This is a genomic window from Streptomyces sp. NPDC051740 (assembly GCF_044453165.1).
GTDB lineage: Bacteria > Actinomycetota > Actinomycetes > Streptomycetales > Streptomycetaceae > Streptomyces > Streptomyces atrovirens.
Map to the genome: position 1 here is coordinate 1 of NZ_JBITCL010000028.1, position 22,526 is coordinate 22,526.

Below are 22,526 nucleotides of genomic sequence, written 5' to 3' on the forward strand. Positions count from 1 at the left end.
TCGACACCCTCCCCAAACGACGTCGGCTCCCAAGACCACAACCGGGTCTTGGGAGCCGACGTCACGCGAGGGCCCGAATTAACCAACAGCATCCCGAAGAAGGTACGGGACTTGGCCAAGCTGGAGGAAGAAGCGGTCGAGCTGTGCGCCTACGCGAATCACGTCGTGCACGGCTTGCTTCAGACGCCGGAGTACACGCGGGCCATCTATGGCATGCGGCGGCCTCCATATACCGAGGAGCAGGTGGACGAACTCGTCGAGGCTCGCTTGGCGCGCCAGAAGATCTTCGACCAGCAACCCGCTCCCGTCTTCGGATTCGTCCAGGAAGAGGTGACGCTGCGCCGCCCGCTCGGGGGCAGAATGGTGATGCGGAGGCAGCTCGAACGCTTGTTGGAGGTCGGTCAGCGGCGGAACGTGGAGATCCAGGTGCTGCCCACGGACCGCGAAGACCACGCGGGGCTCGCGGGGGCGCTTCAACTACTGCGGCTGAAGGAGGGGGCCACCGTGGGCCACATCGAAGTGCAGCTGATCAGTCGACTGCTCTCCGACCCCAGGGAGATCCAGATCCTCGAGATCCGCTATGGCATCATCCGAGCCCAAGCTCTCACACCCCGTGAGTCGCTGGCCTTCATCGAGAAACTGCTGGGAGAGACGTGATGACCAACCGCCCGACCGGGAACGGTCCCGCGCTGGAGTGGTTCAAGAGCAGCTACAGCACGAACGACGGCCCGGAGTGTGTCGAGGTCGCCCTCACCCCCGAAACCATCCACGTCCGCGACTCGAAGCACATACAAGGCCCCCGCCTGACCTTCGCCCCCCACCAGTGGACCGCCTTCCTCCCGTACGCCTCCGGACGACGATGACCCGACCGCTCACCGCCGCGCAGCGCCGCCTCGTCGATGCCGCCGATCCCGGCACGGGGCGGCTGAAGGGTACGCCGGCACAGCTCGCCGCGTTGGTGAAGCGCGGGCTCGCGTTCCGGCATCCGAGGCCGCCGCACGATCACTTCCTGACCCCGGCGGGGCACCGGGCGCGCGAGGCGGAGGCGGAGACGGCACCCGAGCCGGTGACTGCACCGGCCGCGACCGGGGTGTTCGCCGCGCGCGTCGGCGGTGAGCACCCCGCGCCGGAGTCGGGCCCCGCCCGGCTCCGGGAGGTGCGCGGCGCCTGGCAGGGGATGCTGGAGCTGCGCCGGATGACCAATCCCGACGGGGCGACGGACCGGCCCTGCGGCTGGGAGCGTTCGCATCTGGCGCAGGCCGCCGCGCTCGCCCTGGAGGCCGCCGGACACCGCCCGGCCACCGACGGTGAGGGCGGTTACCGCGTGCGGGAGACCCCGCAGCCGGAGGCGGTCGCCGTGCACGAGCCGGACGGTGAGGCGCTGCGGGCCTGCGCGGCCACGCTGGAGGGGGCCGGCTGGCAGGTCGGGGAGTACACGGAGCCGAGGACGCGGGCGCGCTATCTGCTGGCCTCCCCGCGCCGGGTGTGAGGGACATGCCAAGATCGGTGGGTCGGGCAACGGACTCGGCCGAGCAGGCGTGAAGGGGACAGACACCGTGAGCGAGCCGTTCTCCGTACGGGTGACCGTGCGCGGATACGAGACCGACGTGCAGGGCCACCTCAACCAGGCCGTGTACCTCAACTACGCGGAGCACGCGCGCTGGTCGCTGCTCCAGGAGGCCGGGATCACCCAGTCCGGCCTCATCTCCCAGGGCGTGGGACCGGTCGCCCTGGAGACCACCATCCGCTACAAGCGTGAGCTCCTCGCCGGCGACGAGGCCGACGTGAGCTGCGTCTTCACCTGGGGCGGTGGCAAGGTCTTCACCATCGAGCAGACGATCACCAAGGCCGACGGCACCCTGGCGGCCGAGATCGCGGCGGTCGGCGGGCTGATGGACCTCAAGCGGCGCAAGCTCGTGCCGCATCCGCAGGACGTCTTCCGGGACCTGGCGAAGGACCCGGGCCTGTTCGGGCTGTGACCGAGGTTTCACGCGCTGAAAGTTTCCGCCGCCCGGTTCCCAAGTTTCCAGGCCATCCACTCCTACAGTGGGCCAGACCACCAGAGAGGAACGAAGGCTCTTTACAGGCCCGGAATCTACGTGCGTAACTAATGACGCGCGCACGTCAATCAGCACGGATCTGCCCAGGTGGCAGCGGCCGACGTCACCTCCTTCGCTCATCCCCACATGTGTCAGGAGGCAGTCCCCATGTTCTCTGTCCCCCGCCCCTTAACCGGCCCCCGCAGACGGATCGCCACGGCGCTCGGCGTCCTCGGTGCCGCCCTCGCGCTGACGGCCACCACCGCGGGCGGCGCGACCGCCGCACCCCGGCCCGACCGGGACCGTGTCCACGTGGAACCCGGCGAGGCGTACATGGGTGTGGGCACCCGTGTCCACGAGGGCGGCCCGGCCGGCGCACCGTCGCTGAACGCCCTCGCCCCGACCGACGGTGTCCAGGGCATCGACGTCTCGCACTGGCAGGGCGCCATCAACTGGACCTCGGTGCGGGGCGCCGGCATCCAGTTCGCCTGGATCAAGGCGACCGAGGGCACCACCTACAAGGATGACCGGTTCAACAGCAACTACCCCGCCGCGTACCACGCGGGCGTGGTCCGGGGCGCGTACCACTTCGCGCTCCCCAACGCCTCCAGCGGCGCCACCCAGGCGAACTACTTCGCGAGCAGCGGCGGCGGCTGGTCGCGCGACAACCTCACCCTGCCGGGCGTCCTGGACATCGAGCACAACCCGTACGGGGCGATGTGCTACGGCCTGTCCACCACGCAGATGCGCAGCTGGATCAACGACTTCTACACCACGTACAAGGCGCGCACGAGCCGCGACGTCGTCATCTACACGACGGCGAGCTGGTGGAACACCTGCACCGGCAACTGGACCGGCATGTCCGGCAAGAGCCCGCTGTGGGTGGCGCACTGGACCTCGGCGTCGTCGCCGACCATCCCGAGCGGATTCCCCACCTGGACGGTGTGGCAGTACACCAGCACCGGTTCGGTCTCCGGCGTCTCGGGCAGCGTGGACCGCAACCAGTTCAACGGCTCCCGCGACCGGCTGCTGGCGCTCGCCAACAACACCTGACGCGCGATCACGCGGTGGGGCCGGCGGCCGTCCGTCGCCGGCCCCTTCACCTCCCCCCACCCCGCCTCCGTCCCCGAGGAGTGATCGTGCATCCCGAGAACGCCCTCCGGCGCCGTCTCCTGCTCGCCGGTGCGGCCGGGCTGGCCGCCGCCACCGCCGTGCCGGGCACCGCGCAGGCACGCGACGTCGACGCCATGGAGCCGGACATCGACTCCACCGGGACCTGGGACGCCCGTTCCCCGCAGGGGGACATCGGCGTCCTGCAGTACCGGCCGAGCAGGATCGTCGTCCACCACACGGTGAGCGCCAACACCTCCGACTTCTCCCGCGCCCAGGCGCACACGCACGCCCACTGGGTGCAGGACCTGCACCTGGACAAGAACGGCTGGGTCGACACCGGCTACCACTTCCTGGTCAGCCGGGGCGGCTGGATCACCGAGGGCCGGCACGGCAGCCTCCAGGCGCTCACCGGAGGCCGGAACTTCGTGCTCGGCTCCCACACCTCCGGGCAGAACGACCAGGCCGTCGGCATCGCGTGCGAGGGCGCGTACCACGCGGGCGCGGTACCGCCCGGCGCGCAGTGGGACGTCCTGGTGGTCCTGTGCGCGTACGTGTGCGAGCGGTACGGCATCCCCTCCGCGCAGCTCTACGGCCACAAGGACTACGGCGGGACGCTGTGCCCGGGCGTGTACCACGACATGCTGCCCCTGCTGCGGGAGGAGGTGGCGGCGGCGCGGGCGGCGTAGCCTGCGGCCGGGGGGCGGTGGTCGGGATGAACTCTATGGTGCGGCCGGGGTCTTCACGCCCGTGAGTTCCCCGCCCGCCTCCATCGGGTGGGTGACGTCGGTGGCCTCGCGGCGGCCGTCGCCGAGGTGGTTGAAGACGAAGTTCAGGAGGACCGCCACCACACAACCCGTGGAGATGCCCGAGTCGAGGATGATCCGGGCGGTCTCCGGGGCGGAGTGGTAGAACTCCGGCGCGCTGACGGGGATGATGCCCACGGCCAGCGAGACGGCCACGATCAGGACGTTGTTGTCCTTCTCCAGGCCGGCCCGGACCAGGGTCTGGATGCCGCTCGCCGCGACCGAGCCGAACAGGACCACGCCCGCGCCGCCGAGCACCGGGCGCGGTACGACGGCGATCAGCGAGGCGGCCATCGGGCACAGCCCCATCAGGACGAGGAAGCCTCCGCCGGTGGCGACGACGTACCGGCTGCGGATCCGCGTCATCGCGACCAGGCCGATGTTCTGGGCGAAGGCGCTGCACATGAAGCCGTTGAACAGCGGGCTGAGGGCGGAGCCGAGGGTGTCGGCGCGCAGGCCGGCCGCGATGGTCCTCTCGTCGGCCGGACGGTCGACTATCTCGCCCAGCGCCAGCATGTCGGCGGTCGACTCGGTCATCGACACCACCATCACCACGCACAGCGAGACGATCGCGGCGAGCTGGAACTGCGGTGCGCCGAAGTGGAACGGGGTCGGGAAACCGACGATGTCCGCGTCCGCCACCGGAGAGAAGTCGGTGACCCCGAACGGGATCGCGAGGAGGGTGCCGGCCACCAGGCCGAGCAGGACGGCGATCTGCTTGACGAAGCCGCGGGTGAAGCGGCGCAGGAGGAGGACGATCACGAGGGTGGCGGCGGCCAGGCCCAGGTTGGTCGCCGAACCGAAGTCGTCGGCCGAAGGGCTGGGTCCCTGGGCCCAGCCGAAGGCGACCGGCAGCAGCGAGACGCCTATGAGCGTGATGACCGTGCCGGTGACGACCGGCGGGAAGAAGCGGACCGCCTTGCTGAAGAACGGTGCCGCGAGGAAGCCGAGGAGTCCGGCGACGATCACCGCGCCGAAGATGACCGGCAGGGCGTCGTTCCTGTCGTCGGTGGAGACGACGATCGCGGTCATCGGGGCGACACCGGCGAAGGTGACGCCGTTGACGAAGGGCAGCCGGGCGCCGATCCTCCAGACGCCGAGGGTCTGCAGGAGGGTGGCGAGGCCCGCGGTGAACAGGCAGGCGCCGGTGAGGAAGGTGAGTTCGGTGCCGGTGAGACCGATGGCCGCGCCGACGATCAGGGGTGGGGCGACGACGCCCGCGTACATGGCGGCCACGTGCTGCAGGCCGGTCGTCGCCATCTTGAGTGCGGGGAGTTTCTCGTCAACGGGGTGGTCGGCCACTGCGGCTCTCCTCCGGTCGGGTACGCGTCGGCTCTGACGCGGGTGTCAAGGAGGTGGTGCGGGTGGTCGTGCGGGACCGGGGACGGGGGAGGTGGGTGGCCGTCTCCGGGACGTACACGCCCCGGAGACGGCCGTCGCGGACCCCGATGGGCGTCCGCGGGCGCCGGCCGGGAGCCGTCCCTCCCGGCCGGAGACTTCGACGGGGCTCAGCCCTGCGCGGCGATCCGCGCCAGCCGCTGGGCCTCCGTACGGGTGGAGCGGGCGATCTCGTCCTCGTCGGCCGTGAGCAGGCGTCCGTTCTCCACGATCTGCCGGCCGTTCACGAAGGACGCGGTGACCGGGGCCGCCGCGCCGAGCACCAGCGCGGTCACCGGGTCGGCGATGGAGGCGTGCGCGAGGGTGTCCATCCGCCACAGCACCAGGTCGGCGAGCTTGCCCGGCTCCAGGGAGCCGATCTCCCCCGCGCGGCCCAGCACCCGGGCTCCGCCGTACGTGCCGAGGCGCAGCGCCTGCCGGGCGTTCAGGGCGGCCTCGCGGTGGGCGCCGAGGCGGTTGACGAGGAGGGCGTTGCGCAGTTCGGTGTGGAGTTCGCCGGACTCGTTGGAGGCGGTGCCGTCGACGCCGAGGCCGACCGGGACGCCGGCCGCGAGCATGTCGGGGACGCGGGCGATGCCGGCCGCCAACCGTGCGTTGGAGGACGGGCAGTGGGCGACGCCCGTCCCCGTACGGGCGAAGGCGGCGATGTCGGAGTCGTTCATGTGGACGCAGTGCGCCATCCAGACGTCCTCGCCGAGCCAGCCGGTGGACTCGAAGTAGTCGGTCGGGCCCATGCCGAACAGCTCGTGGCAGAACTTCTCCTCCTCGACGGTCTCCGAGCCGTGCGTGTGCAGGCGTACGCCGAGCCGCCGGGCCGACTCGGCTCCGTACCGCATCAGTTCGGTGGAGACGGAGAAGGGGGAGCAGGGGGCGACGGCGACCTGGGTCATGGCGTCGGAGGAGGTGTCGTGGTGCCGCCGTACCGTCTCCTCGGTTGCGGCGAGCGCGTCGTCGAGGGTCTCGACGGCGAAGTCCGGGGGCAGTCCGCCGTCCTTCTCGCCGCGGTCCATGGAGCCGCGGGCGAGGGTGAAGCGCACGCCCATGTCCCGGGCGGCCCCGATGATGGCGCCGGACAGGTCGCCGGCGCCCCGCGGGAAGACGTAGTGGTGGTCCATGGCGGTGGTGACGCCGCCGCGGGCCATCATCGCGAGCGAGCCCCGGGCCGCCGCGCGCACCATCGGCTCGTCGATGCGCGCCCAGGTCGGGTAGAGGGCGACGAGCCAGTCGAAGAGGTTGTGGTCGGTGGCCAGGCCCCGGGTGATCCACTGGTAGAAGTGGTGGTGGGTGTTGACCAGGCCGGGGGTCGCGAGGTGGCCGGTGGCGTCGATCCGCCGTACGACGTTCTCCAGGCCCTCGGGGGCCGTGCCCGTGCCGAGCGACTCGATGCGGTTGCCGGCGAGGACGAGGTGACCGGAGGCGTACTCGGTGTCCTTCGCGTCGACGGTCGCGATCGCGCAGTTCTCGATGACGGTGCGCCGGGTTGCTGCCATGGTTCGTCCTTTTCGCGTACGTGGAGAGGGCACGGCAGGACCCTGGAGGTCTGAGTGCCGCGGCCGGTCGGCGGACCGTCCGGCCGCGGGTGCCGAAAGGGGTTCGCGGGCTTACAGGTTGGTGAGGTCCACCGGTATCCGCGCCTCGCAGCCCTCCCGCAGGACGGTGGCCTCGATCAGGCCGTAGGGGCGGTCGGCGGCGAAGTACACCTCGTTGTCGTTCTCGAGGCCGAACGGCTCCATGTCCACCAGGAAGTGGTGGCTGTTGGGGAGGGAGAAGCGGACCTCGTCGATCTCGCCGCGGTGGTCGATGATCCGCGTGCCCATCTGGTACATCGTCTGCTGCAGGGACAGGGAGTAGGTCTCGGCGAAGGCCTGGAGCATGTGCTTCCTGGTCTCCTCGTACGACGTCTCCCAGTCGGGCATCTCCTGCTCGTCGTCGGTCCAGTTGAACCGCCAGCGGCCGGAGACCGAGGTGGCGAGGACACGGTCGTAGGCCTCCTTGAGCGTCGTGTACCCGTCCTTGACGTAGCCCCAGAACTCGGAGTCGGTGGAGTTCAGCACCGTCAGGTCCTTCAGACCGGAGACGACCTCCCACTTCTCCCCGTCGAAGGTGATCTGGGCGAGCCGGGTCTCCTGGCCCTTGCGGACGAAGGAGTGCTCGCCCTCGCCGGCCGCCCCGATCCGCTCCCAGGCGTACTCCTCGACGCGGATGCGCGCCCGGTGTATGGGCTCCTGCGAGGTGACGAAGTGGCGGGCGAGGTGGATGCCGAACTGCTCGGCGGACTCGATGCCGTGCTCCTTGGCGAACGCGTACACCGTGTTCTTGGTGGTGTCGGTCGGCAGGACGTTGGCGTTGGAGCCGGAGTAGTGGACCTCGTCCATGTCGCCGGACAGGGCGACGGAGACGTTCAGGTCCTTGATGTGGTGGGTGGTGCCGTCCCGCGTGATCCTGACGACTCGGTTCTCTGCTTTGCCGTACTGGTTCTGGCCCAGAATCGTAGGCATGTGTCTGCTAGCTCCCTCGGTAAACGGAGTAGCCGAACGGGTTGAGCAGCAGCGGTACGTGGTAGTGCTCGCCCGGTGTGACGGCGAACGTGACCGCCACCTCCGGGAAGAACACTCCGGTGCCGCCGTCCCGATGCGCGGGGGCGTCCTGCCGTGCCTCGGCTTGGTTCCTCGCTGACGGTTCGAAGTACGCCTCGACCTCGAAGTCGAGCCGTACGTGGGTGGTTCCCTCCGGCAGGGCCGGCAGGTCCTTGCACCGCCCGTCCGCGTCGGTCGCGGAGCCGCCGAGCGCCCGCCAGTCCGCGTCCCGGCCCGAGCGGGCGGCGAGGCGGACGGCGACGCCCCCGGCGGGGCGGCCGACGCTGGTGTCCAGGATGTGCGTGGACACGGAGGTGGTGGTGTCGGTGCTCATGCGGGTCGGTCCTCTTCGGCTTCGGCTTCGGCTTCGAGTCCGGCTCCGGCCTCGACTTCGGTTTCGGCCTCGGCTTCAACTTCGGCCTCGGCCTCGGCTTCGGCTTCGGCTTCGGCTTCGGCTTCGACGAGACGGGCCAGCCGGATGCGGTTGATCTTCCCCAGTTCGGTGCGGACGATCTCGCGCTCCCGCTCCGGCGCGTTGCCGAGGCGTTCCCGGAGGGCGTCGCGCATCTGCTCGCCGGTCCGGCCGGTGGCGCAGATGAGGAAGACATGGCCGAACCTCTCCTGGTAGGCCAGGTTCAGTTCGAGCATCTCGGCCTTCAGCGCCTCCGGGGCGCCGGCCATGCCGCTCTGTTCCCTGGCGGAGGTCGGGTCCCCCGGTTTCGGGCGGCCGATCGGCGGGTGCCCGGCCATCGCCTCTTCCAGGCCGGCCGTGGTCAGACCGGCCGTGGCGGCGTCACTGGCGGCGTACAGGTCGTCGGCGGTGGGGTACGGGCGGGCGGCGAGCAGTCGCCGGGCCCATGCCGTGGAGGCGCAGGCCTCGTGGAGTGCGGCGAGGGCCGCGTGCTCCTCCAGGGCGTTGAAGCGGGCCAGGCCCGGAGGTGGGGAAGTCGACGTCACGGAAGCCTCCGTGGCCGCGAGCGGCCTTCGTGTCGAACGGGCGTGCCGACAGTGAACGCCGTCACGAACAACACGTCAACAGTTTGTTGAAAATTCGGCGTGACAAAGAGGAGCGCCCGTCGTCCGGGAGGTTCAGGCGCCCTTCTCGCGGTTGAGGTAGTTGTAGACGGTGAAGCGGCTGACCCCCAGCGCGCTCGCCACGGTCTCCACGCCGTGCCGCACGGCGAAGGCGCCGCGCGCCTCCAGACCGCGCACGATCTCCTGCTTGGCCCTGCGGTCCAGGTCCGCGAGCGGTCTGCCCTTCCGGCGTTCCAGCGCCGCGAGGATGTGGTCGAGGGAGTCCGCGAGCTGCGGCAGCCGTACGGCGACGACGGCGGCGCCCTCCCAGGAGAGCACCACGCCGTCGGTCCCGGCCTCGTCCGGCGGGACCATCTCGCCGCCCATGGCGTCGACCAGTGGTTTCACCGCCGCGATGAAGGCCTCGTCACCGGCGGCGGTCACCGGTCGCCCTCCTCGACGACGTTGACCTGGAGCGAGATCCGGGTGGCGCCGGCCGCCAGCGCCCTGTGCAGCATCGCGTCCACGGCGCCGAGCACCGCGGCGGCGCCGCCCTCGGCGGTGTTGCCGAACGGTCCGACGTCCACCGCGTCCAGCTCGGCCGCCTCGACGACCTCCCGCGCGACCACCGCGTGCGCGGGCGCCTCGTCGAGGTCGAAGGGCTCGGTCGTGAACTCCACTCTCAGACGCATCAATCTCACTGCACCCCATGCCGTCGGCTCTGACCTGCACGTTCTCTCAGTCCTCCGACCAAGAGGGCACACCCGGAGCACATTCCCCGTCAGGGCACCGAACGTCCGGCCCACCGCCGCCCTGACCCGCTCCCCCCGCTCGGGGAAGAGACGGCTGCAGACGTCCGGGGGCATCGCGGCGCTGGTGTGCCCCAGTCGTTCCGGCACGACCTTAACGGACTCTCCCACGGCGATCGGCGGAGATGCATGGGCAGGCTATGAATCCGGTAATCCGTACCGTCGAAGGTGGGGAAAAGATGGCCGCGGCTCTGAGCGAGACACCCGTCCAGCTGACCGACCGATCCGTCATGGAGCCTATCCGACTGAACCGTTCCGGATGCGATGGAGGACCGCATCGGGCGGTCGGCGGGAATAGCAGGGGAAGTATGGCCTACGGGAGGTCGTGGCAGCTCAGGGAAGACGGATTCCGTGCTGACGACTGCTCATTGTCGGTCTCCTCTGGTAAGACTGCTGCACATCACACTTATCGGTGCGAGGCCCGGCAGGAGTGACCATCGGAGGAGGTGGGTCCGCCGGGTTGCTGGCCTGCTAATCAGGGGTTGGGCACCGGGGACGCAAGGAGATCGGGCGATGCATTCCGTTTCTGGGTTCCGGCAGTGGCTTCTCGCGAGACCGCAGCTGGCGGTACGGATGATGCGCCACGTCGAGAAGGCTCACAGTCCGGCACTCCTGAACTACCCGGGTGCTCCCGCCCCTGCAGCCCGCCGGCGACCACCGGGCGCGCGGCTCTGGATTAGCCGGGCCCCGGAGGAAGCTCTGCACCTCCTGTGCTACTGCGGTCTGAGTGTCGGCTGTTCGCAGCTGGTGGAGCTGGGGCAGGGGGATTTCCTTGAGGACCCGGATCTGGACCAGCTCGTCCGGATGCTCGAGATGCTGCCGCCCGAACTCGCGCAACTGGTCTTTTACGGGCTGACGTTCGCGTCACACCTGCCGGCTCACCGGTTCACGGAAAGCCATGCCGAGGAACTCCGGAAGGCGGTGGCCATCGAGGGGGAACCAGTGGCGGCGGACATCTGGGAGCGCCCGTCCTGCATCCCGGCGATGTGGGGTGATGAGGCCGAGGGCGGGGCGGCGACCGGCGAGGGCGCCGGTTCGGTGGCGGAGACTCAGGCGCTGGCCGTGCCGGACTCTGACGTCCTGTCGCTGCGAACCACCGCGCTTCGCGAGGAAGCCGCTGAACTCGTGGACAAGCTGGGGGTGTTCATGGCTGCCGTCAGGGAGGGACGGCAGCCTGACGGACACGAGGCCTTGCTGAGCGCCGTGACGTCCTGGACACGGGAGCGGCAGTTCCTGGTCGAGGCCTTCGCCGAAGCGGTGCCTGCGACGGCCGAAGACGCGGAGCCTTCCGGTCCCTGGGGTCCGGAGGCCGGCTGGGTCGAGGCCGAGGCGCTGATCGAGCGGCTGTGCGAGGAGGAACGGGAACGGGAACGGATCACTCAGGAGATCGCCAAAGTCATGCAGGCGCGCGACGAGGCGGTGGGGTTGCTCGAGCAGGCCGTCAGTGACCTCATGCGGCAGACCCTCGTCGACCAGGTCGCGCAGTTCGACCGGAAGCTCCGTGAGCTCCGTGGTGACCCGGTGGCCGACACCACGTCGTCCGGCGTGGAGGGCGACTCCGCGACGGACGCCAGTGCGGACCGTGTGTCTCCAGACGAAGGGAGCGGTGAGACGGCCCCGGGGCCGACCCTCGGTCCCGGTCCCGGCGCGGACCACGAGGTTCGCAGCCAGGGTGACGCGCCCGCTCCTCAGGACGGGGGAGCCGGGGACTCGTTCGGTAGCGGGAACACCCCGGAACCGGTCGCGGTGGCGACGACGGGGGACGCGGTCCCCGGCCCGGAGGCCGAAGCCGACGACCGGCCTGACGAAACGGCGGCCCAGGACACTGGCGCTGCCCAAGTCCGGACGGAACCCGCTTCCCCCGGCTTCGGCGGGCACCACGATGACGAGGGCCGGACCGGTGGGGACCGGTGTGAGGCCCCCGCCCCCACCGTCCTCCGGCCCTCCACGCCGTCCTATACCAAGCCCGGCGCCGACGAAGCACTCCCCGCCCCGGCCGACGGCTGGGCCGGAGCCGAAGCCGCCGTGGAGGCCCTGGTCACCGAGGGCAGGCTCGCCGAGGCGTACTGGGTGAGCCGTGCCGCTGGCGCGTCGGAGCACCGCACGCTCGCCCTCGCCTTCGCAGACGCCGCGTTCCACGATTCGCCCGCCTCAGCCTCCGACCTGCAGGTGAAGGCCGAGGAATTCCTGGACGCCGTCACGCGAAACCGTCCCCTGGAGGACGACCGCGACGCCCAGTTCATGCTGCTGACGGCAGCCGTACGCAGCGGCATCTCGGCCCGCTGGGCGAGCAGCGTCCTCACCGGCGACCACACGTCTGTCCCCGGTCTCCCGGACCCTTGGGCGAGGGCTCTCGACGGTTTGGTGCTCGCCGTCCGCAAGGGCGCGGAGATCAAGCCGGGCGGTCTGCGCGCCGGCGTCGCGGCCACTGAGGCCAACCGATTCGAAAGAATCGCTGACCAGGCCCGTCAGCTCGCGGTCGACCTGCCGAAGCGGAAGATCCGCTACCAGCGGGCCACGGTCGTCCTACAGGCGCTGGCCGGGTCTGAAGGGATACTCGGCGAGACCCTGCACGCGATCGAGGAGTGGGCCAGGAAGGGCGGCGAGTCCGGCGCGGAGAAACTGTCCGGGCTGATGGAGGAGCACTTCCGGCGCGTCGATGCCGCGGACCGCCTGATCGACGACACCGACCGGGTCAAGCGCACCACCAAGCAGGCCAAGAACGACATCCACTCCGGCGCCCGTCTTCAGCTCCGCGCGCACGTCAAGAGTGTCCAGGACCTCCTGAAGGCGGCCTTGCGCGCCGCCGAGGCACCGGCGGTATCGGGCAGCGGCGCCATCGGTCCCGAGCTGCCAGCGGCGCTCGAGGCCGCCAGGGAGGCGGGGCGGCCCCCGGGTGTGGGCGGCGCGCTGTTCGACCTGCTGGTGCGATGGCTCGACCGGTCCTACGCGCCCGGGACCAGGGACGAGGACGTCCGGTTCCCACCGCCAGCGGACGCGCTGCTGATGCTACCGGGCCTGTCCTGGCACTCGGAGAACAGCAGGCACCTGCCCGACGTCGCCGGCCCGGAGGCGTTCTCCGTGCTCGCGGACATGCTCGGCCCGCATGACCCGGCCCGTGCCCTCACCTGGCACCGCACCCAGGGTGACCTGCACCTCGCCGAACGCCTGCTGAACCGGATCTCCCGGGGCGAGGTGCCCGGCGTTGAGCTCACGGCAGTCCAGCTCGCCGAGCAGCGGCAGGCGCTCTCCGACGCGGCCGACCAGTGGAAGGACCGGTGCGCCAAGGAGCACCGCAGCGCCCAGCTGGCGCTGGCCCGGGTCCGCGCGCAGAACCTGCTGACCCACGAGGTGGAACGCGAGTTCACCGGCCGTCTGCTGGACCTGGAGGGCGAGGGCCACGGCAAGAGCTTCGGAGAGCGTCTGCGCGCCGTCGAGCAGGTCACCGAGGACCTGCGCCTCCTAGAACAGGAGCGCAGCGACGACTTGCGCCGCCAGCTCGGGCAGGTGCGGCTGACGGAGCAGGACGCGAGCCGGATCCGTGACCTCCTGGACCGCGGTGAGACGGTGGCAGCGGAAGAGCTCCTGACGTTCGCCCGCCAGGGGCAGCCCTTGCCGGAGCCCGCCGAACCGGCCGGAGAAGTCCTCTCCCGCTTCCTGGCGGGCGTGGCCCACCCCGACGCACCCAGGCCCGACTCGTCCGGCGGCAGCGCCCGCTGGTGGGCGGACCACTATGCCTCAGGCGAGGCGCTGGTGCAGAACGCCCTATCCGGCCTCGACGCCTGGGACCGGCTGGGGCAAGTGATGGACGCCCGGAAGGTCGGCAAAGCGGTGGTCAGCGTGCTGCGGCTGCTCGGCCTGAACGCCTCCCAACCCAATGTGGAAGAGGCCAGGTGGGGCGTCACCCGGCTGAGCGTGCGGGCCGACATCACAGAGAGCACGCCCGGTTACGTCGCCGCCCTCGGCTCGCACGCCCGCCGCATGTACAAGGTCGTCGTCATCACCGACGAGTTGCGGGGTGAGGGCCCGCTGCGCCATCTGCCAGCGTCGGCGATCGAAGCCAACATCATCCTGTACACGCAGCCGCTGGGCGTCGAAGGCCGTCGCAGGCTCGCGCAGGAGTCGCGGGGCCGGAGCCACCAGGCGCTGGTCGTCGACCCGGCCGTCGTCGGCTGGGTGGCCGCGCACGCGCCGCGCTCCTTCCGCGCCGTCCAGCAAGTCACCCTGCCGTGGACCGGCTACACCCCGTACACCCCGCATGTCGCGGGTCTGGTGCCGTCCGAGGTGTTCAAGGGCCGCACCGACGAGATGCGCGCCGTCCTCGACCCGCAGGGGCCGATCTTCCTCTTCGGAGGGCGCCAGCTCGGCAAGTCATCCCTGCTCAGGCAGGCCGTGGAAGTGTTCCAGAAGGACGACCGGGAGAACCGGGTCGCCGTGTACGTCGACCTGATGAAAGCCGACATCGGGCACGCGGAACCACCAGAGGGCATCTGGCGGATGCTGCTGGCCGAATTGAAGCGGCGCGGCGTGATCAGCGAGAGCGTCGCCGACCGCGCGCCGGGCAATGTGATCGCGAACGAGGTCCAACAGTGGATCGAGGAGCGGCCCGAGCGCCGTCTGCTGCTGCTCGCCGACGAGGCCGACGCCTTCCTCACGGCGGACGCCCAGGCCGTCTACACCGGCGGCGGCCAGTCCACGTTCCCCACTGTGAAGCGGTTGCAGCGGCTGATGGAGGACACCGGGCGCGACTTCAAAGTGGTGTTCGCCGGTCTCCATCAGGTCCAGCGCTTCAACCGGCTGATCAACGTGGTCACCGCGCACGGCGGCCGCGACGTGCCGGTCGGCCCGCTGAAGCCGCAGGACGCCGTGGAGCTGGTGGAGGAGCCCATGGCGGCGGTGGGTCTCACCTTCGAGACCCGCGACCTCGTCTGGCACATCCTCGGCCTGACCAACTACCAGGCCAACCTGCTGCAGATCTTCTGCGACCGCCTGGTCACCTACATGCAGCAGCGTTCCATGTCCGCCGACGGCCGACACGCCCCGATCGCTTGGGAGGACGTCCAACAGGTGGCCGGCATGGAGGAGGTCCGCGGGCTGATCGCAGAGCGCCTTCGCTACACGATCAACCTGGAGGACCGCTACCGCGTCCTCGCTCTGCTGATCGCCCTGCGCAGCCTGGAGCAGGGCCACGGGCACGGGTACCGGCCCGCCGAACTCCTCGAGCGCGCCCACGAGCGCTGGCAGGACGGCTTCCCGCTCAACTCCGAGCGGCAGCTGACCATCTACCTCGAGGAGATGGTCAACCTGGGCCTGCTGATCCGGCTCCCCGGGGATGAGCGTGTCTACGCCATGCGCAGCCCCAACGTGGTGAACATGCTCGGCACCCAGGCCGAGCTGGAAAACGAGCTGCGCGACACCCAGTTCGACCTGCCCTACGACTACAACCCGAGCGTCGCCCGCCGCTCCCTCGGTACCGACCGGCGGACCCGAGTGCAGCGGATGAGCCCGCTGACCGACGGACAACTGAGCGACATCCTCACCCACCCGGCCCGCACTACGCTGGTGCCCTGCACTCCGGCGCTCAGCGCCGACCTGGTGGAGCGCGGCATCCAGCTCCACATCGACGGCCACGGCCTGGCCGTCGTGCGCATCGGACCGGACGACGACCTGACCGAGTTCATCACGGCCAACTCCCGCCGCAAGAGCGGCTCCCGGCTGCTCTTCGTCGATCTCAGGGGCCAGGACACGGTCCGGCTGCAGGAGGCCACGGACCGGCTCCTGGATCACACCCGGATTACCCAGCCCCGCTCCGACAGCTCGTCGTCTCTGCCGCGCCGTCACGCCGTCGTCCTGTGCGACCCGGACACCGCCGCGGGCGTGGTGTCGGCCGCCGGGCTGGTGCGCCCCGAGCGGTGGACGGTGGACAGCGTGCGCGCCTGGCCCGAGTCGCCCTTCGGCTCCCCGCCTGAGCGGCGCAGCCTGATCGAGGTGACCGGCGGCTGGCCGATGCTGGTGGAACTCGCCATGCACAAGGTCCGTTCCGGCATGCGGCAGCAGGAGGTCTTCGACGAGCTGCGCACCGAGATGACCGTACCGGAGCGTGCCAAGGCCCACCTGGAGCTGGCGGGCCTAAGCTCCGACGACGTTGGCCGACTCGCCACCTGGGCGCAGTTCTACACCGAGGAGGAGCACCGCGCCGGGGTCGCCGTCGCCGCCGCGGGCGACCTTCAGGCCGCCTTCCACGAGGCGCGTCTATACGACGAGAGCGACGCCGAGGACACGCTGCCCGCCGCGGAACGGCTCTTGGACCGCCTCGACCTGCTCGGCGTCCTCGACGTCACCGACAAGGGCGAGACCCTGGACCCGGTCACCTTCCGGGCCGTCAAGATGATCGGCGGCGACCTGTGACCGCCGGCCTGTGGGACGGGAATGAGCCGGACGGGGCGCACGGTCAGCAGGGGGCACAAGCCCGGGAGAGCGGGGCCGCCGTCCCGGCCCCGTCAGCTTCCGAGCGCGACCTGGTGCGCCTCCCCGGCCCGCGCCGCCACCTGGAGCGGCTGGAACGGGACCTGAGGTCAGGCCGCAGCTGCGTCTGGTACTTTCCGGACCCGATGGTCGACTCCGGCCGGGCGGAGCTGTTCCTGAGGGAGCTGTACGCCCGGTTCGAGGAACCCATACCGGTCCTGGGCCCCGTCACCACGCTCGCCGACCGCACCCGCGGCCGTGGAAACGTCGTCGCCATCCCGCTCCAGCGCTCCACCGCGCCCGAGCCGGAGACCGCGTCCGCCGGGGCCGGCAGCCACTTCGCGCTCTGGCACGATGACGACGGCTTCGATGCCGAAGACCCCTACGGAGCCCTGCTGGGCTCGCTGGTCGCCACCCCGGCCGGCCCGCCACCACCTTCCGGCCACCTCGGCGCGGCCCCAGGCGTCGCAGCGCTCGCCCCGATGTCGCTCAGCGAGCGCCTGGCCAAGGAACTCGGCGTCACCGGCGACCCGTTGAGCGAGCTGGTCAGGCGGGCGGTCCGGCTCCGGAACGACGTTCCCGGCGACGACGGTCCGGAGGACGACGCTCTGCCGAGCGCACCGCCGCTGATCGTGGTGCGCGGCTGGGAGGAGGACTCGCCCGAGGAGCTGGGCCGACTGCTCCGTACCGCCCATGCCACATTCCGCGACGAGGGCCTTGGCGCGGAACACCGTCCCCGCTTCCTCATCGCCGCCCGCATGGGGGACCTCCCCAGCATCGCCTTCGGCGTCGGCCCGAGCCACGACCACGTCACCCTGCATTGGTGGTGGCGGGTGTGGACCCGCCTCGACAGTGAGGTCCTGCTCGCCTGGCGGCCCCGTCCGAACGCCGGGGCCGCCGAGGCACTGCTCCATCGGGTGACCGACGCGGTCGTCGCCGAGGTCTGCGGCCCCGACGTCGACAGCGCACTCGCCCTCCGGGAAGCCTGGAAGGGCGGCGACCTGAACTCCCTGCGCCGCGCCCTGGCCGGCGTCCTCCCCGGCGAGGCGGCCGTCCTGGACCGGACCTGGCCCCGCCGCATGTCCACCGCTCACGCCTCCGCCCCCTCCGCGGAGCTACGCGACGCCTGGTCGACCGGCGCCGTCGACAGCTGGGACGGCCATGTCCGCCCTGTCCTCGGCCACCACCTCCTCGACCCCGATTCCATAGAGCTGCGCACCCTCGTCTGCCACGCCCAGAACCGCGTCCTGCTTCCCCTAGTGGACGAGGCCCGCACCGCCTTCATCGATCTAGTCCCCGGCCTCTTGCGCAAGGAGATCAGCCTCGACTACTTCCGGGAGCAGGCACGCTCCCAGTACCAGGTCAAGAAGCAGCTCCCCGCCGCTCCGCTCGTCGAACTGGAGGTGGCCGACCTCCAGCGCGCCTCCCGCCTCCTCACCCTCACCACCGAACAGCAGCGCCGCCTGGACATCCTCTGCGACGCCCGCAATTTCCTCTCCCATCTCCAGCCACTGGCCTATCGGCAGCTCATGGCCGTGGCTCAGGCGCTCATCAGCGACTGGCTGGCGGACGACATGGGATGAGAGGCTCCCAGGTCGGTCCGTGGCGGACGGACCGCTGCGGGCGCTGGACGGACGCGCTACGGATGGAGTCCCGCCGGGGCGGGGATCTCCCGCCTGTTCGCTGCCCGCGCCCCCCTTGAATCGCCCTACGCGGTCTGCTTGAAGAACGACGACGGTTTCGAGGTCGAACCCGTTGCGATCAAGTCACCCGAGTCGGCCCGAGACCGGCCGAGCGCACAAGTCTTGACGATTGTTCCCACGCCCCTGGGAAAACCTTCAAATCACCGAGCTCGGCAGGATCAATACCGAGGTCCACATCTCGACGAGCTGATCGACGTCCAGGCCGGTAACCCCCGCCCCACGCGCCTCCAGGTCACGGAGTCAGGCGGATGTCTCCGACCTGCGGGTCATGGCCATCTCCACGGCCCAGCCCTGCACGAGGTTCCGTAGCGGCGTCGCGGAGACACCGAGCCTGGCCTCGGCCGTGGCCGCCACCTCGTGCGCAGGCTCACTTCACGGTCCGGGCATTCGAGAACGCCCGACCGGCGAGCTGCGGCATGAAACGCACAAGCGCAATGCCCATGAGAGAAATACGGCACTGCGTCGCCTTCGGTGCGACTGTCGCGGCTGTCGCCGCAGAGGCGGCCCTCAGTGGCGTTCTCGCGGTAGTGACCGGGGGCCGGCCGCCGGAGAGCGGGCCATGGGCGAGGGCGCCATGCCGTAATTGCGCACGGTGGCAGCATGTCCTCGCGACGGCCCCGACTCGACGTTCGGGGGCGACCCGGAGATGCCCTGCCGCACGACGGGCCAGTCTCGATGCGTTCGTGACATCGAACATGTGTCGAAGTATCGAGCAACCTACTCAATGGGAAGCGGCGAACGATGTCAATACCTCTCACATGTATCGCCATCAAAATCGAAACATTTCGCAGAGCCTGCGCACGAAACGGTGCACGTCACACCCTCAAAAGTCTGGTTCACCCCACCACCCGGCGCCGAAGCCGAGTGATCTCACAGGCGGCGTCGACACCCGGTCTTCCGATTCCCCGACATCCGCGACCCTCCTACTTTCCGAATGACGCCGGAAATTTCGTCCCTTACTGCCCGAGCAGCGAGTGGCGGAACCCGCCGTTCTGCCGCAGGCACCCCTTGGGCGGATCGAGCCCAGGACCTGGGACCGCCGGGAAGCCGGGCGGAGGCCTCCGGCGGTCCGGCCCTCTTGACAAGTCCGGAGGGCCGACGGCAATCTTCCGTTAAGCAGAAATGAACTTCCATTATACGGAATTTCAGGAAGGGCGCATCCGATGGGATTCGCAGACCAGCGCTTCACCATCAACCTGTCGATCCTCTTCACGGAACTCCCCCTCCTGGAGCGCCCGGCGGCCGCCGCCGCGGCCGGCTTCACCGCGGTCGAGCTGTGGTGGCCCTGGGCCGACTCCCCCGTCCCCGAGCGGTCCGAGCCGGACGCGCTGCGGAAGGCGGTCCAGGACGCGGGCGTACGGCTCACGGGCCTGAACTTCTACGCCGGACGGCTGCCCGGACCCGACCGGGGCGCGCTGTCCGTGCCCGGCGAGGAGTCGGAGCGGTTCCGCGCCAACGTCGACGTGGCCGCCGACTTCGCCGGCTCCCTGGGCTGTACGGCCCTGAACGCGCTGTACGGCAACCGGGTCGACGGCGTGGACCCGGCCGAGCAGGACGCGCTCGCCCTGGAGAACCTCGTCCTGGCGGCCCGGGCCGCCGACCGGATCGGCGCGGTCCTGCTGATCGAGGCGCTGAACAAGCCCGAGTCGCCGCTGTACCCGCTGGTGTCGGCCCCGGCCGCCGTGGAGGTCGTCGACAAGGTCGACGCGGCCACGGGCCTGGGCAACGCCCGGTTCCTGATGGACCTGTACCACCTGGCCATGAACGGCGAGGACCTGCCGGCGGTGATCGACCGGTACGCCGGGAGGACCGGTCATGTGCAGATCGCCGACACCCCCGGCCGCGGCGCCCCCGGCACCGGCTCGCTCCCGCTGGAGGACCTGCTGGACCGGCTGCGCAAGGCCGGTTACGACGGCCGGGTCGGCCTGGAGTACAAGCCCGGCGGGCGTCCGAGCGCGGAGGCCTTCGGCTGGCTGCCCCGCTGACCACACCCCCTTGTTATCGAGAGGCACCCTCACATGAGCAACCTCCCCCCTTCCTCCCGCCCGACCCGCCCGGCGGTCGCCTGGATCGGCCTCGGCATCATGGGCTCCCCCATGTCCGAGAACCTGATCAAGGCGGGCTACGACGTCACCGGCCACACCCTGGAGCGGGCGAAGCTGGACCGGCTGGCCGCCGCCGGCGGCACCGCCGCCTCCTCCCTCGCCGAGGCGGTGCGGGACGCCGACGTGATCATCACGATGGTTCCCGCCTCCCCCCAGGTCGAGGCCGTCGCGTACGGCCCCGACGGCATCCTGGAGAACGCCCGGCCCGGCGCCCTGCTGATCGACATGTCCTCGATCACCCCGCAGACGTCGGTCGACCTGGCCGCCGCCGCGAAGGACAAGGGCATCCGGGTGCTGGACGCCCCCGTGTCGGGCGGTGAGGCGGGCGCCGTCGAGGCGGTGCTGTCCATCATGATCGGCGGCGAGCGGGCCGACTTCGAGGAGGCGAAGCCGCTCTTCGAAGCGCTCGGAAAGACGATCGTGCTGTGCGGTCCGCACGGCTCCGGGCAGACCGTGAAGGCCGCCAACCAGCTCATCGTCGCCGTCAACATCCAGGCGTGCGCCGAGGCCGTGGTCTTCCTGGAGAAGTCGGGCGTGGACCTGACGGCGGCGCTCGACGTCCTGAACGGCGGACTGGCCGGCTCCACCGTGCTGACCCGCAAGAAGGACAACTTCCTGAACCGGGACTTCCAGCCGGGCTTCCGTATCGACCTGCACCACAAGGACATGGGCATCGTCACCGACGCCGCCCGCGCCGTCGGCGCGGCACTGCCCGTCGGTGCCGTGGTCGCCCAGCTGGTGGCGAGCCTGCGCGCACAGGGCGACGGCGGACTGGACCACTCCGCGCTGCTGCGGGCGGTCGAACGGCTGTCCGGCGCGCGGGTCTGACCGGTCCGCGCCACTCACAGACCTCCGGGCGGCGTCGGCGCCGACACCTGTCCTGTCGCGCCCAAGGCGCCGGCGCCGCCCGGAACCCGGCCCTACGGGGCACAACGACTCGCGTACGGCCCCTGACGGGAGGTCGGGGCCGTACGCGCGGCCCGCGGAGAGCTCGTACGGCCCGGACGAGGGGTGACCGTACGGGACACCGCGGGCAGGGCGAGGGCACCGCGGCGGCGTGCGAGCCAGTGCGGTGGTGAAGGCCGCGGGACTCCTTCTTCGACCTGAGGGGAGGGGTCCCGGAGCCGTCGCGGCCGCCGCGGTCCCTGGCCCGTACGACCTCGCGGCGCCCGGATGCGGACGGTCCCGCGTCCGGGCGCTTCCCGGCGTCCGGGGTGCGGATCCGTCCGGTGCGCAGCAGCCTGGGGGCATGGCACATCCCACGGAGCACCCGCACATCGTGGTGCACTCCCCGGCCCTGGACGGCTCCCGGCGGGTCACCTCCGACGACGACACGCTGGGCATCGCCACGCACGTCGACGACGTGGCCGAGATCCTGCGGCTGGCCGACCTGTACGTCACCGATGTGGAGGGGACGGACCTGATCGAGTGGCAGGGCGGCGGCCCCGACGACTGGCCGGGACTGTCGGAGCACCACGGGACGACCTGAGCGCCGCTACGGCATCGGCCGTACGGCCGACTACGCCACCCTCAAATGAACCTCTGAAGGCGGCCCGGAACGCTTGGACCACCATCGCGGGCGGGCACACTCCTGGCACACGGGGCCCGCCGGCACGGGGGCGGCGGGCCCCGGCCGAGGGGGGTGTCATGCCATGACCGGCACCGGAGGCGTCCGGGGGACGCCGCACGAGCTCGCCCTGCTGGCCGGCGGCCCGCGCGCCGCGGTCACGGTGGCCGTCGTCGCCCTGCACCTGCGGGGCGCGGTCGAGGCGGGCGCGCCGGGTACGGTACGGGCGGTCGACGGGGAGGCGGGGCGGGCCCTGCCCCCGCTGCCGCCGCCGGGGGTCTCGCTGGACGTGGCGGCCGAGGTCGCCGTGGGGCGGGTGGACGCCCTCACGGGCGAGGTGCGCGCGTTGTACCTGGAGAGCGCGGTCTACCACTGCCTGGAGGAGCCCTCCGAGATACGGGAACTGCTGCGGCACCCGGACGTCCGCTGGGCGTTGGCCGAGGTGCGGGTCGGGCTGGCGGAGGCGGGGATGCTGCGCGCCGCGCCGCTCGGGCCGACCAGGGCCGCCCGCCGGCGGGTGAACGTCCTGCGGAAGGCGTTTCCGGTGCCGTCGGGCAGGCACGGCCTGCCCGACGACAGGAAACTGCTCGCCGTCGCCCTGCACGGCAAGTCCGCCCTGAGAGTCCTCGTACCGCGCTTCGCCCTCCGGGCGGGGCTGACCGACCGGGTCGGCATCAGGGACAAGGGGCTCCGCCACTCCCCGGGCAGCGGCACCTACGGCGGCGCGGGCCACACGTACTGCGGAGGCGGCGGAGGCTGCGGCGGCGGCGGGGGCGGCTCGGACTGAGCACGGCCGGGGCCCGTCCGACGGATCCGGGCCGAGCCGATCCACGGCGCGCCCGGCCGACCCCGCACCGTTCAGGGCGCCGCCACCGCGAGCGGGCGTCGCCACCCGGCGTACGGGAGCCCGGTCGGGTCGGCGACGCCTGGAAGG

General features: G+C 71.1%; 18 protein-coding genes and 1 pseudogene. 12 read left to right on the forward strand and 7 right to left on the reverse strand.

Going from position 1 to position 22,526, the window contains the following annotated elements; genetic code table 11:
* The 6 genes from ACIA6T_RS31610 to ACIA6T_RS31635 all read left to right on the forward strand — a co-directional run.
* Positions 1-657 (forward strand): DUF5753 domain-containing protein (locus ACIA6T_RS31610; RefSeq protein WP_399449944.1); only part of this gene is annotated, 657 nt, incomplete at its 5' end.
* On the forward strand, positions 657-863 hold the full coding sequence (locus tag ACIA6T_RS31615; protein ID WP_399449945.1) for a DUF397 domain-containing protein: 207 nt from the start codon (positions 657-659) through the stop codon (positions 861-863). The genes ACIA6T_RS31610 and ACIA6T_RS31615, both read left to right, overlap by 1 nt.
* Positions 860-1,489 carry a hypothetical protein gene (locus ACIA6T_RS31620; RefSeq protein ID WP_399449946.1) on the forward strand — a complete coding sequence of 210 codons (630 nt, stop codon included), beginning with the start codon at positions 860-862 and terminating at the stop codon, positions 1,487-1,489. Before ACIA6T_RS31615 ends, ACIA6T_RS31620 begins: the two co-directional genes overlap by 4 nt.
* Positions 1,490-1,556: 67 nt before the next feature.
* Positions 1,557-1,979 (forward strand): acyl-CoA thioesterase, encoded by a 423-nt coding sequence (locus tag ACIA6T_RS31625; RefSeq protein ID WP_399449947.1) that lies wholly within the window; start codon positions 1,557-1,559, stop codon positions 1,977-1,979.
* Between the two features lie 228 nt (positions 1,980-2,207).
* A complete protein-coding gene (locus ACIA6T_RS31630) occupies positions 2,208-3,092 on the forward strand; it encodes a lysozyme (protein WP_399449948.1) in 885 nt (294 codons plus the stop codon).
* An 86-nt stretch (positions 3,093-3,178) separates the two neighbouring features.
* Positions 3,179-3,838 (forward strand): peptidoglycan recognition family protein, encoded by a 660-nt coding sequence (locus ACIA6T_RS31635; RefSeq protein WP_399449949.1) that lies wholly within the window; start codon positions 3,179-3,181, stop codon positions 3,836-3,838.
* A 33-nt stretch (positions 3,839-3,871) separates the two neighbouring features.
* Here the strand turns inward: ACIA6T_RS31635 and ACIA6T_RS31640 are convergent, their stop codons facing one another.
* The 7 genes and pseudogenes from ACIA6T_RS31640 to ACIA6T_RS31670 all read right to left on the reverse strand — a co-directional run bounded on the left by ACIA6T_RS31640 (position 3,872) and on the right by ACIA6T_RS31670 (position 9,635).
* Positions 3,872-5,257: a nucleobase:cation symporter-2 family protein gene (locus ACIA6T_RS31640; protein ID WP_399449950.1), complete on the reverse strand. Its 1,386-nt coding sequence runs from the start codon at positions 5,255-5,257 to the stop codon at positions 3,872-3,874.
* Between the two features lie 206 nt (positions 5,258-5,463).
* Positions 5,464-6,843, reverse strand: a complete 1,380-nt coding sequence (locus ACIA6T_RS31645) for an 8-oxoguanine deaminase (RefSeq protein WP_399449951.1) — start codon at positions 6,841-6,843, stop codon at positions 5,464-5,466.
* Between the two features lie 111 nt (positions 6,844-6,954).
* Complete coding sequence (gene pucL, locus ACIA6T_RS31650; protein WP_399449952.1) at positions 6,955-7,851, reverse strand: factor-independent urate hydroxylase; 897 nt, start codon at positions 7,849-7,851, stop codon at positions 6,955-6,957.
* Between the two features lie 7 nt (positions 7,852-7,858).
* Positions 7,859-8,263, reverse strand: coding sequence for a hydroxyisourate hydrolase (uraH, locus tag ACIA6T_RS31655; RefSeq protein WP_399449953.1), 405 nt, complete (start codon positions 8,261-8,263; stop codon positions 7,859-7,861).
* 116 nt (positions 8,264-8,379) lie between these two features.
* Positions 8,380-8,886, reverse strand: a pseudogene (gene uraD, locus ACIA6T_RS31660) (2-oxo-4-hydroxy-4-carboxy-5-ureidoimidazoline decarboxylase); the annotation flags it as partial.
* A gap of 132 nt (positions 8,887-9,018) precedes the next feature.
* Positions 9,019-9,387, reverse strand: a complete 369-nt coding sequence (locus ACIA6T_RS31665; protein ID WP_399449954.1) for a helix-turn-helix domain-containing protein — start codon at positions 9,385-9,387, stop codon at positions 9,019-9,021.
* On the reverse strand, positions 9,384-9,635 hold the full coding sequence (locus tag ACIA6T_RS31670) for a hypothetical protein (protein WP_399449955.1): 252 nt from the start codon (positions 9,633-9,635) through the stop codon (positions 9,384-9,386). Before ACIA6T_RS31670 ends, ACIA6T_RS31665 begins: the two co-directional genes overlap by 4 nt.
* 864 nt (positions 9,636-10,499) lie before the next feature.
* Here ACIA6T_RS31670 and ACIA6T_RS31675 point away from each other — a divergent pair.
* The 6 genes from ACIA6T_RS31675 to ACIA6T_RS31700 all read left to right on the forward strand — a co-directional run bounded on the left by ACIA6T_RS31675 (position 10,500) and on the right by ACIA6T_RS31700 (position 22,379).
* Entirely contained in the window at positions 10,500-16,160 is a 5,661-nt protein-coding gene (locus ACIA6T_RS31675) for a hypothetical protein (protein ID WP_399449956.1), read from the forward strand.
* Positions 16,157-17,800 carry a hypothetical protein gene (locus tag ACIA6T_RS31680; RefSeq protein ID WP_399449957.1) on the forward strand — a complete coding sequence of 548 codons (1,644 nt, stop codon included), beginning with the start codon at positions 16,157-16,159 and terminating at the stop codon, positions 17,798-17,800. Before ACIA6T_RS31675 ends, ACIA6T_RS31680 begins: the two co-directional genes overlap by 4 nt.
* 1,283 nt (positions 17,801-19,083) lie before the next feature.
* Positions 19,084-19,905 (forward strand): TIM barrel protein, encoded by an 822-nt coding sequence (locus tag ACIA6T_RS31685; RefSeq protein ID WP_399449958.1) that lies wholly within the window; start codon positions 19,084-19,086, stop codon positions 19,903-19,905.
* A gap of 33 nt (positions 19,906-19,938) precedes the next feature.
* Entirely contained in the window at positions 19,939-20,853 is a 915-nt protein-coding gene (locus ACIA6T_RS31690; protein ID WP_399449959.1) for a 2-hydroxy-3-oxopropionate reductase, read from the forward strand.
* Between the two features lie 421 nt (positions 20,854-21,274).
* Positions 21,275-21,514, forward strand: a complete 240-nt coding sequence (locus tag ACIA6T_RS31695; protein WP_399449960.1) for a hypothetical protein — start codon at positions 21,275-21,277, stop codon at positions 21,512-21,514.
* 163 nt (positions 21,515-21,677) lie between these two features.
* Positions 21,678-22,379, forward strand: coding sequence for a TIGR04222 domain-containing membrane protein (locus tag ACIA6T_RS31700; RefSeq protein WP_399449961.1), 702 nt, complete (start codon positions 21,678-21,680; stop codon positions 22,377-22,379).
* The last annotated feature ends 147 nt before the right edge of the window (positions 22,380-22,526 follow it).

Excerpts from the sequence above, each read along its gene's own strand:
- ACIA6T_RS31695 (WP_399449960.1), top strand. The coding sequence starts at position 21,275 with ATGGCACATCCCACGGAGCACCCGCACATCGTGGTGCACTCCCCGGCC.
- ACIA6T_RS31700 (WP_399449961.1), top strand. The coding sequence starts at position 21,678 with ATGACCGGCACCGGAGGCGTCCGGGGGACGCCGCACGAGCTCGCCCTG.
- ACIA6T_RS31620 (WP_399449946.1), top strand. The coding sequence starts at position 860 with ATGACCCGACCGCTCACCGCCGCGCAGCGCCGCCTCGTCGATGCCGCC.
- pucL (WP_399449952.1), bottom strand. The coding sequence starts at position 7,851 with ATGCCTACGATTCTGGGCCAGAACCAGTACGGCAAAGCAGAGAACCGA.
- ACIA6T_RS31645 (WP_399449951.1), bottom strand. The coding sequence starts at position 6,843 with ATGGCAGCAACCCGGCGCACCGTCATCGAGAACTGCGCGATCGCGACC.
- ACIA6T_RS31630 (WP_399449948.1), top strand. The coding sequence starts at position 2,208 with ATGTTCTCTGTCCCCCGCCCCTTAACCGGCCCCCGCAGACGGATCGCC.
- ACIA6T_RS31670 (WP_399449955.1), bottom strand. The coding sequence starts at position 9,635 with ATGCGTCTGAGAGTGGAGTTCACGACCGAGCCCTTCGACCTCGACGAG.
- ACIA6T_RS31690 (WP_399449959.1), top strand. The coding sequence starts at position 19,939 with ATGAGCAACCTCCCCCCTTCCTCCCGCCCGACCCGCCCGGCGGTCGCC.
- ACIA6T_RS31615 (WP_399449945.1), top strand. The coding sequence starts at position 657 with ATGACCAACCGCCCGACCGGGAACGGTCCCGCGCTGGAGTGGTTCAAG.
- uraH (WP_399449953.1), bottom strand. The coding sequence starts at position 8,263 with ATGAGCACCGACACCACCACCTCCGTGTCCACGCACATCCTGGACACC.
- ACIA6T_RS31685 (WP_399449958.1), top strand. The coding sequence starts at position 19,084 with ATGGGATTCGCAGACCAGCGCTTCACCATCAACCTGTCGATCCTCTTC.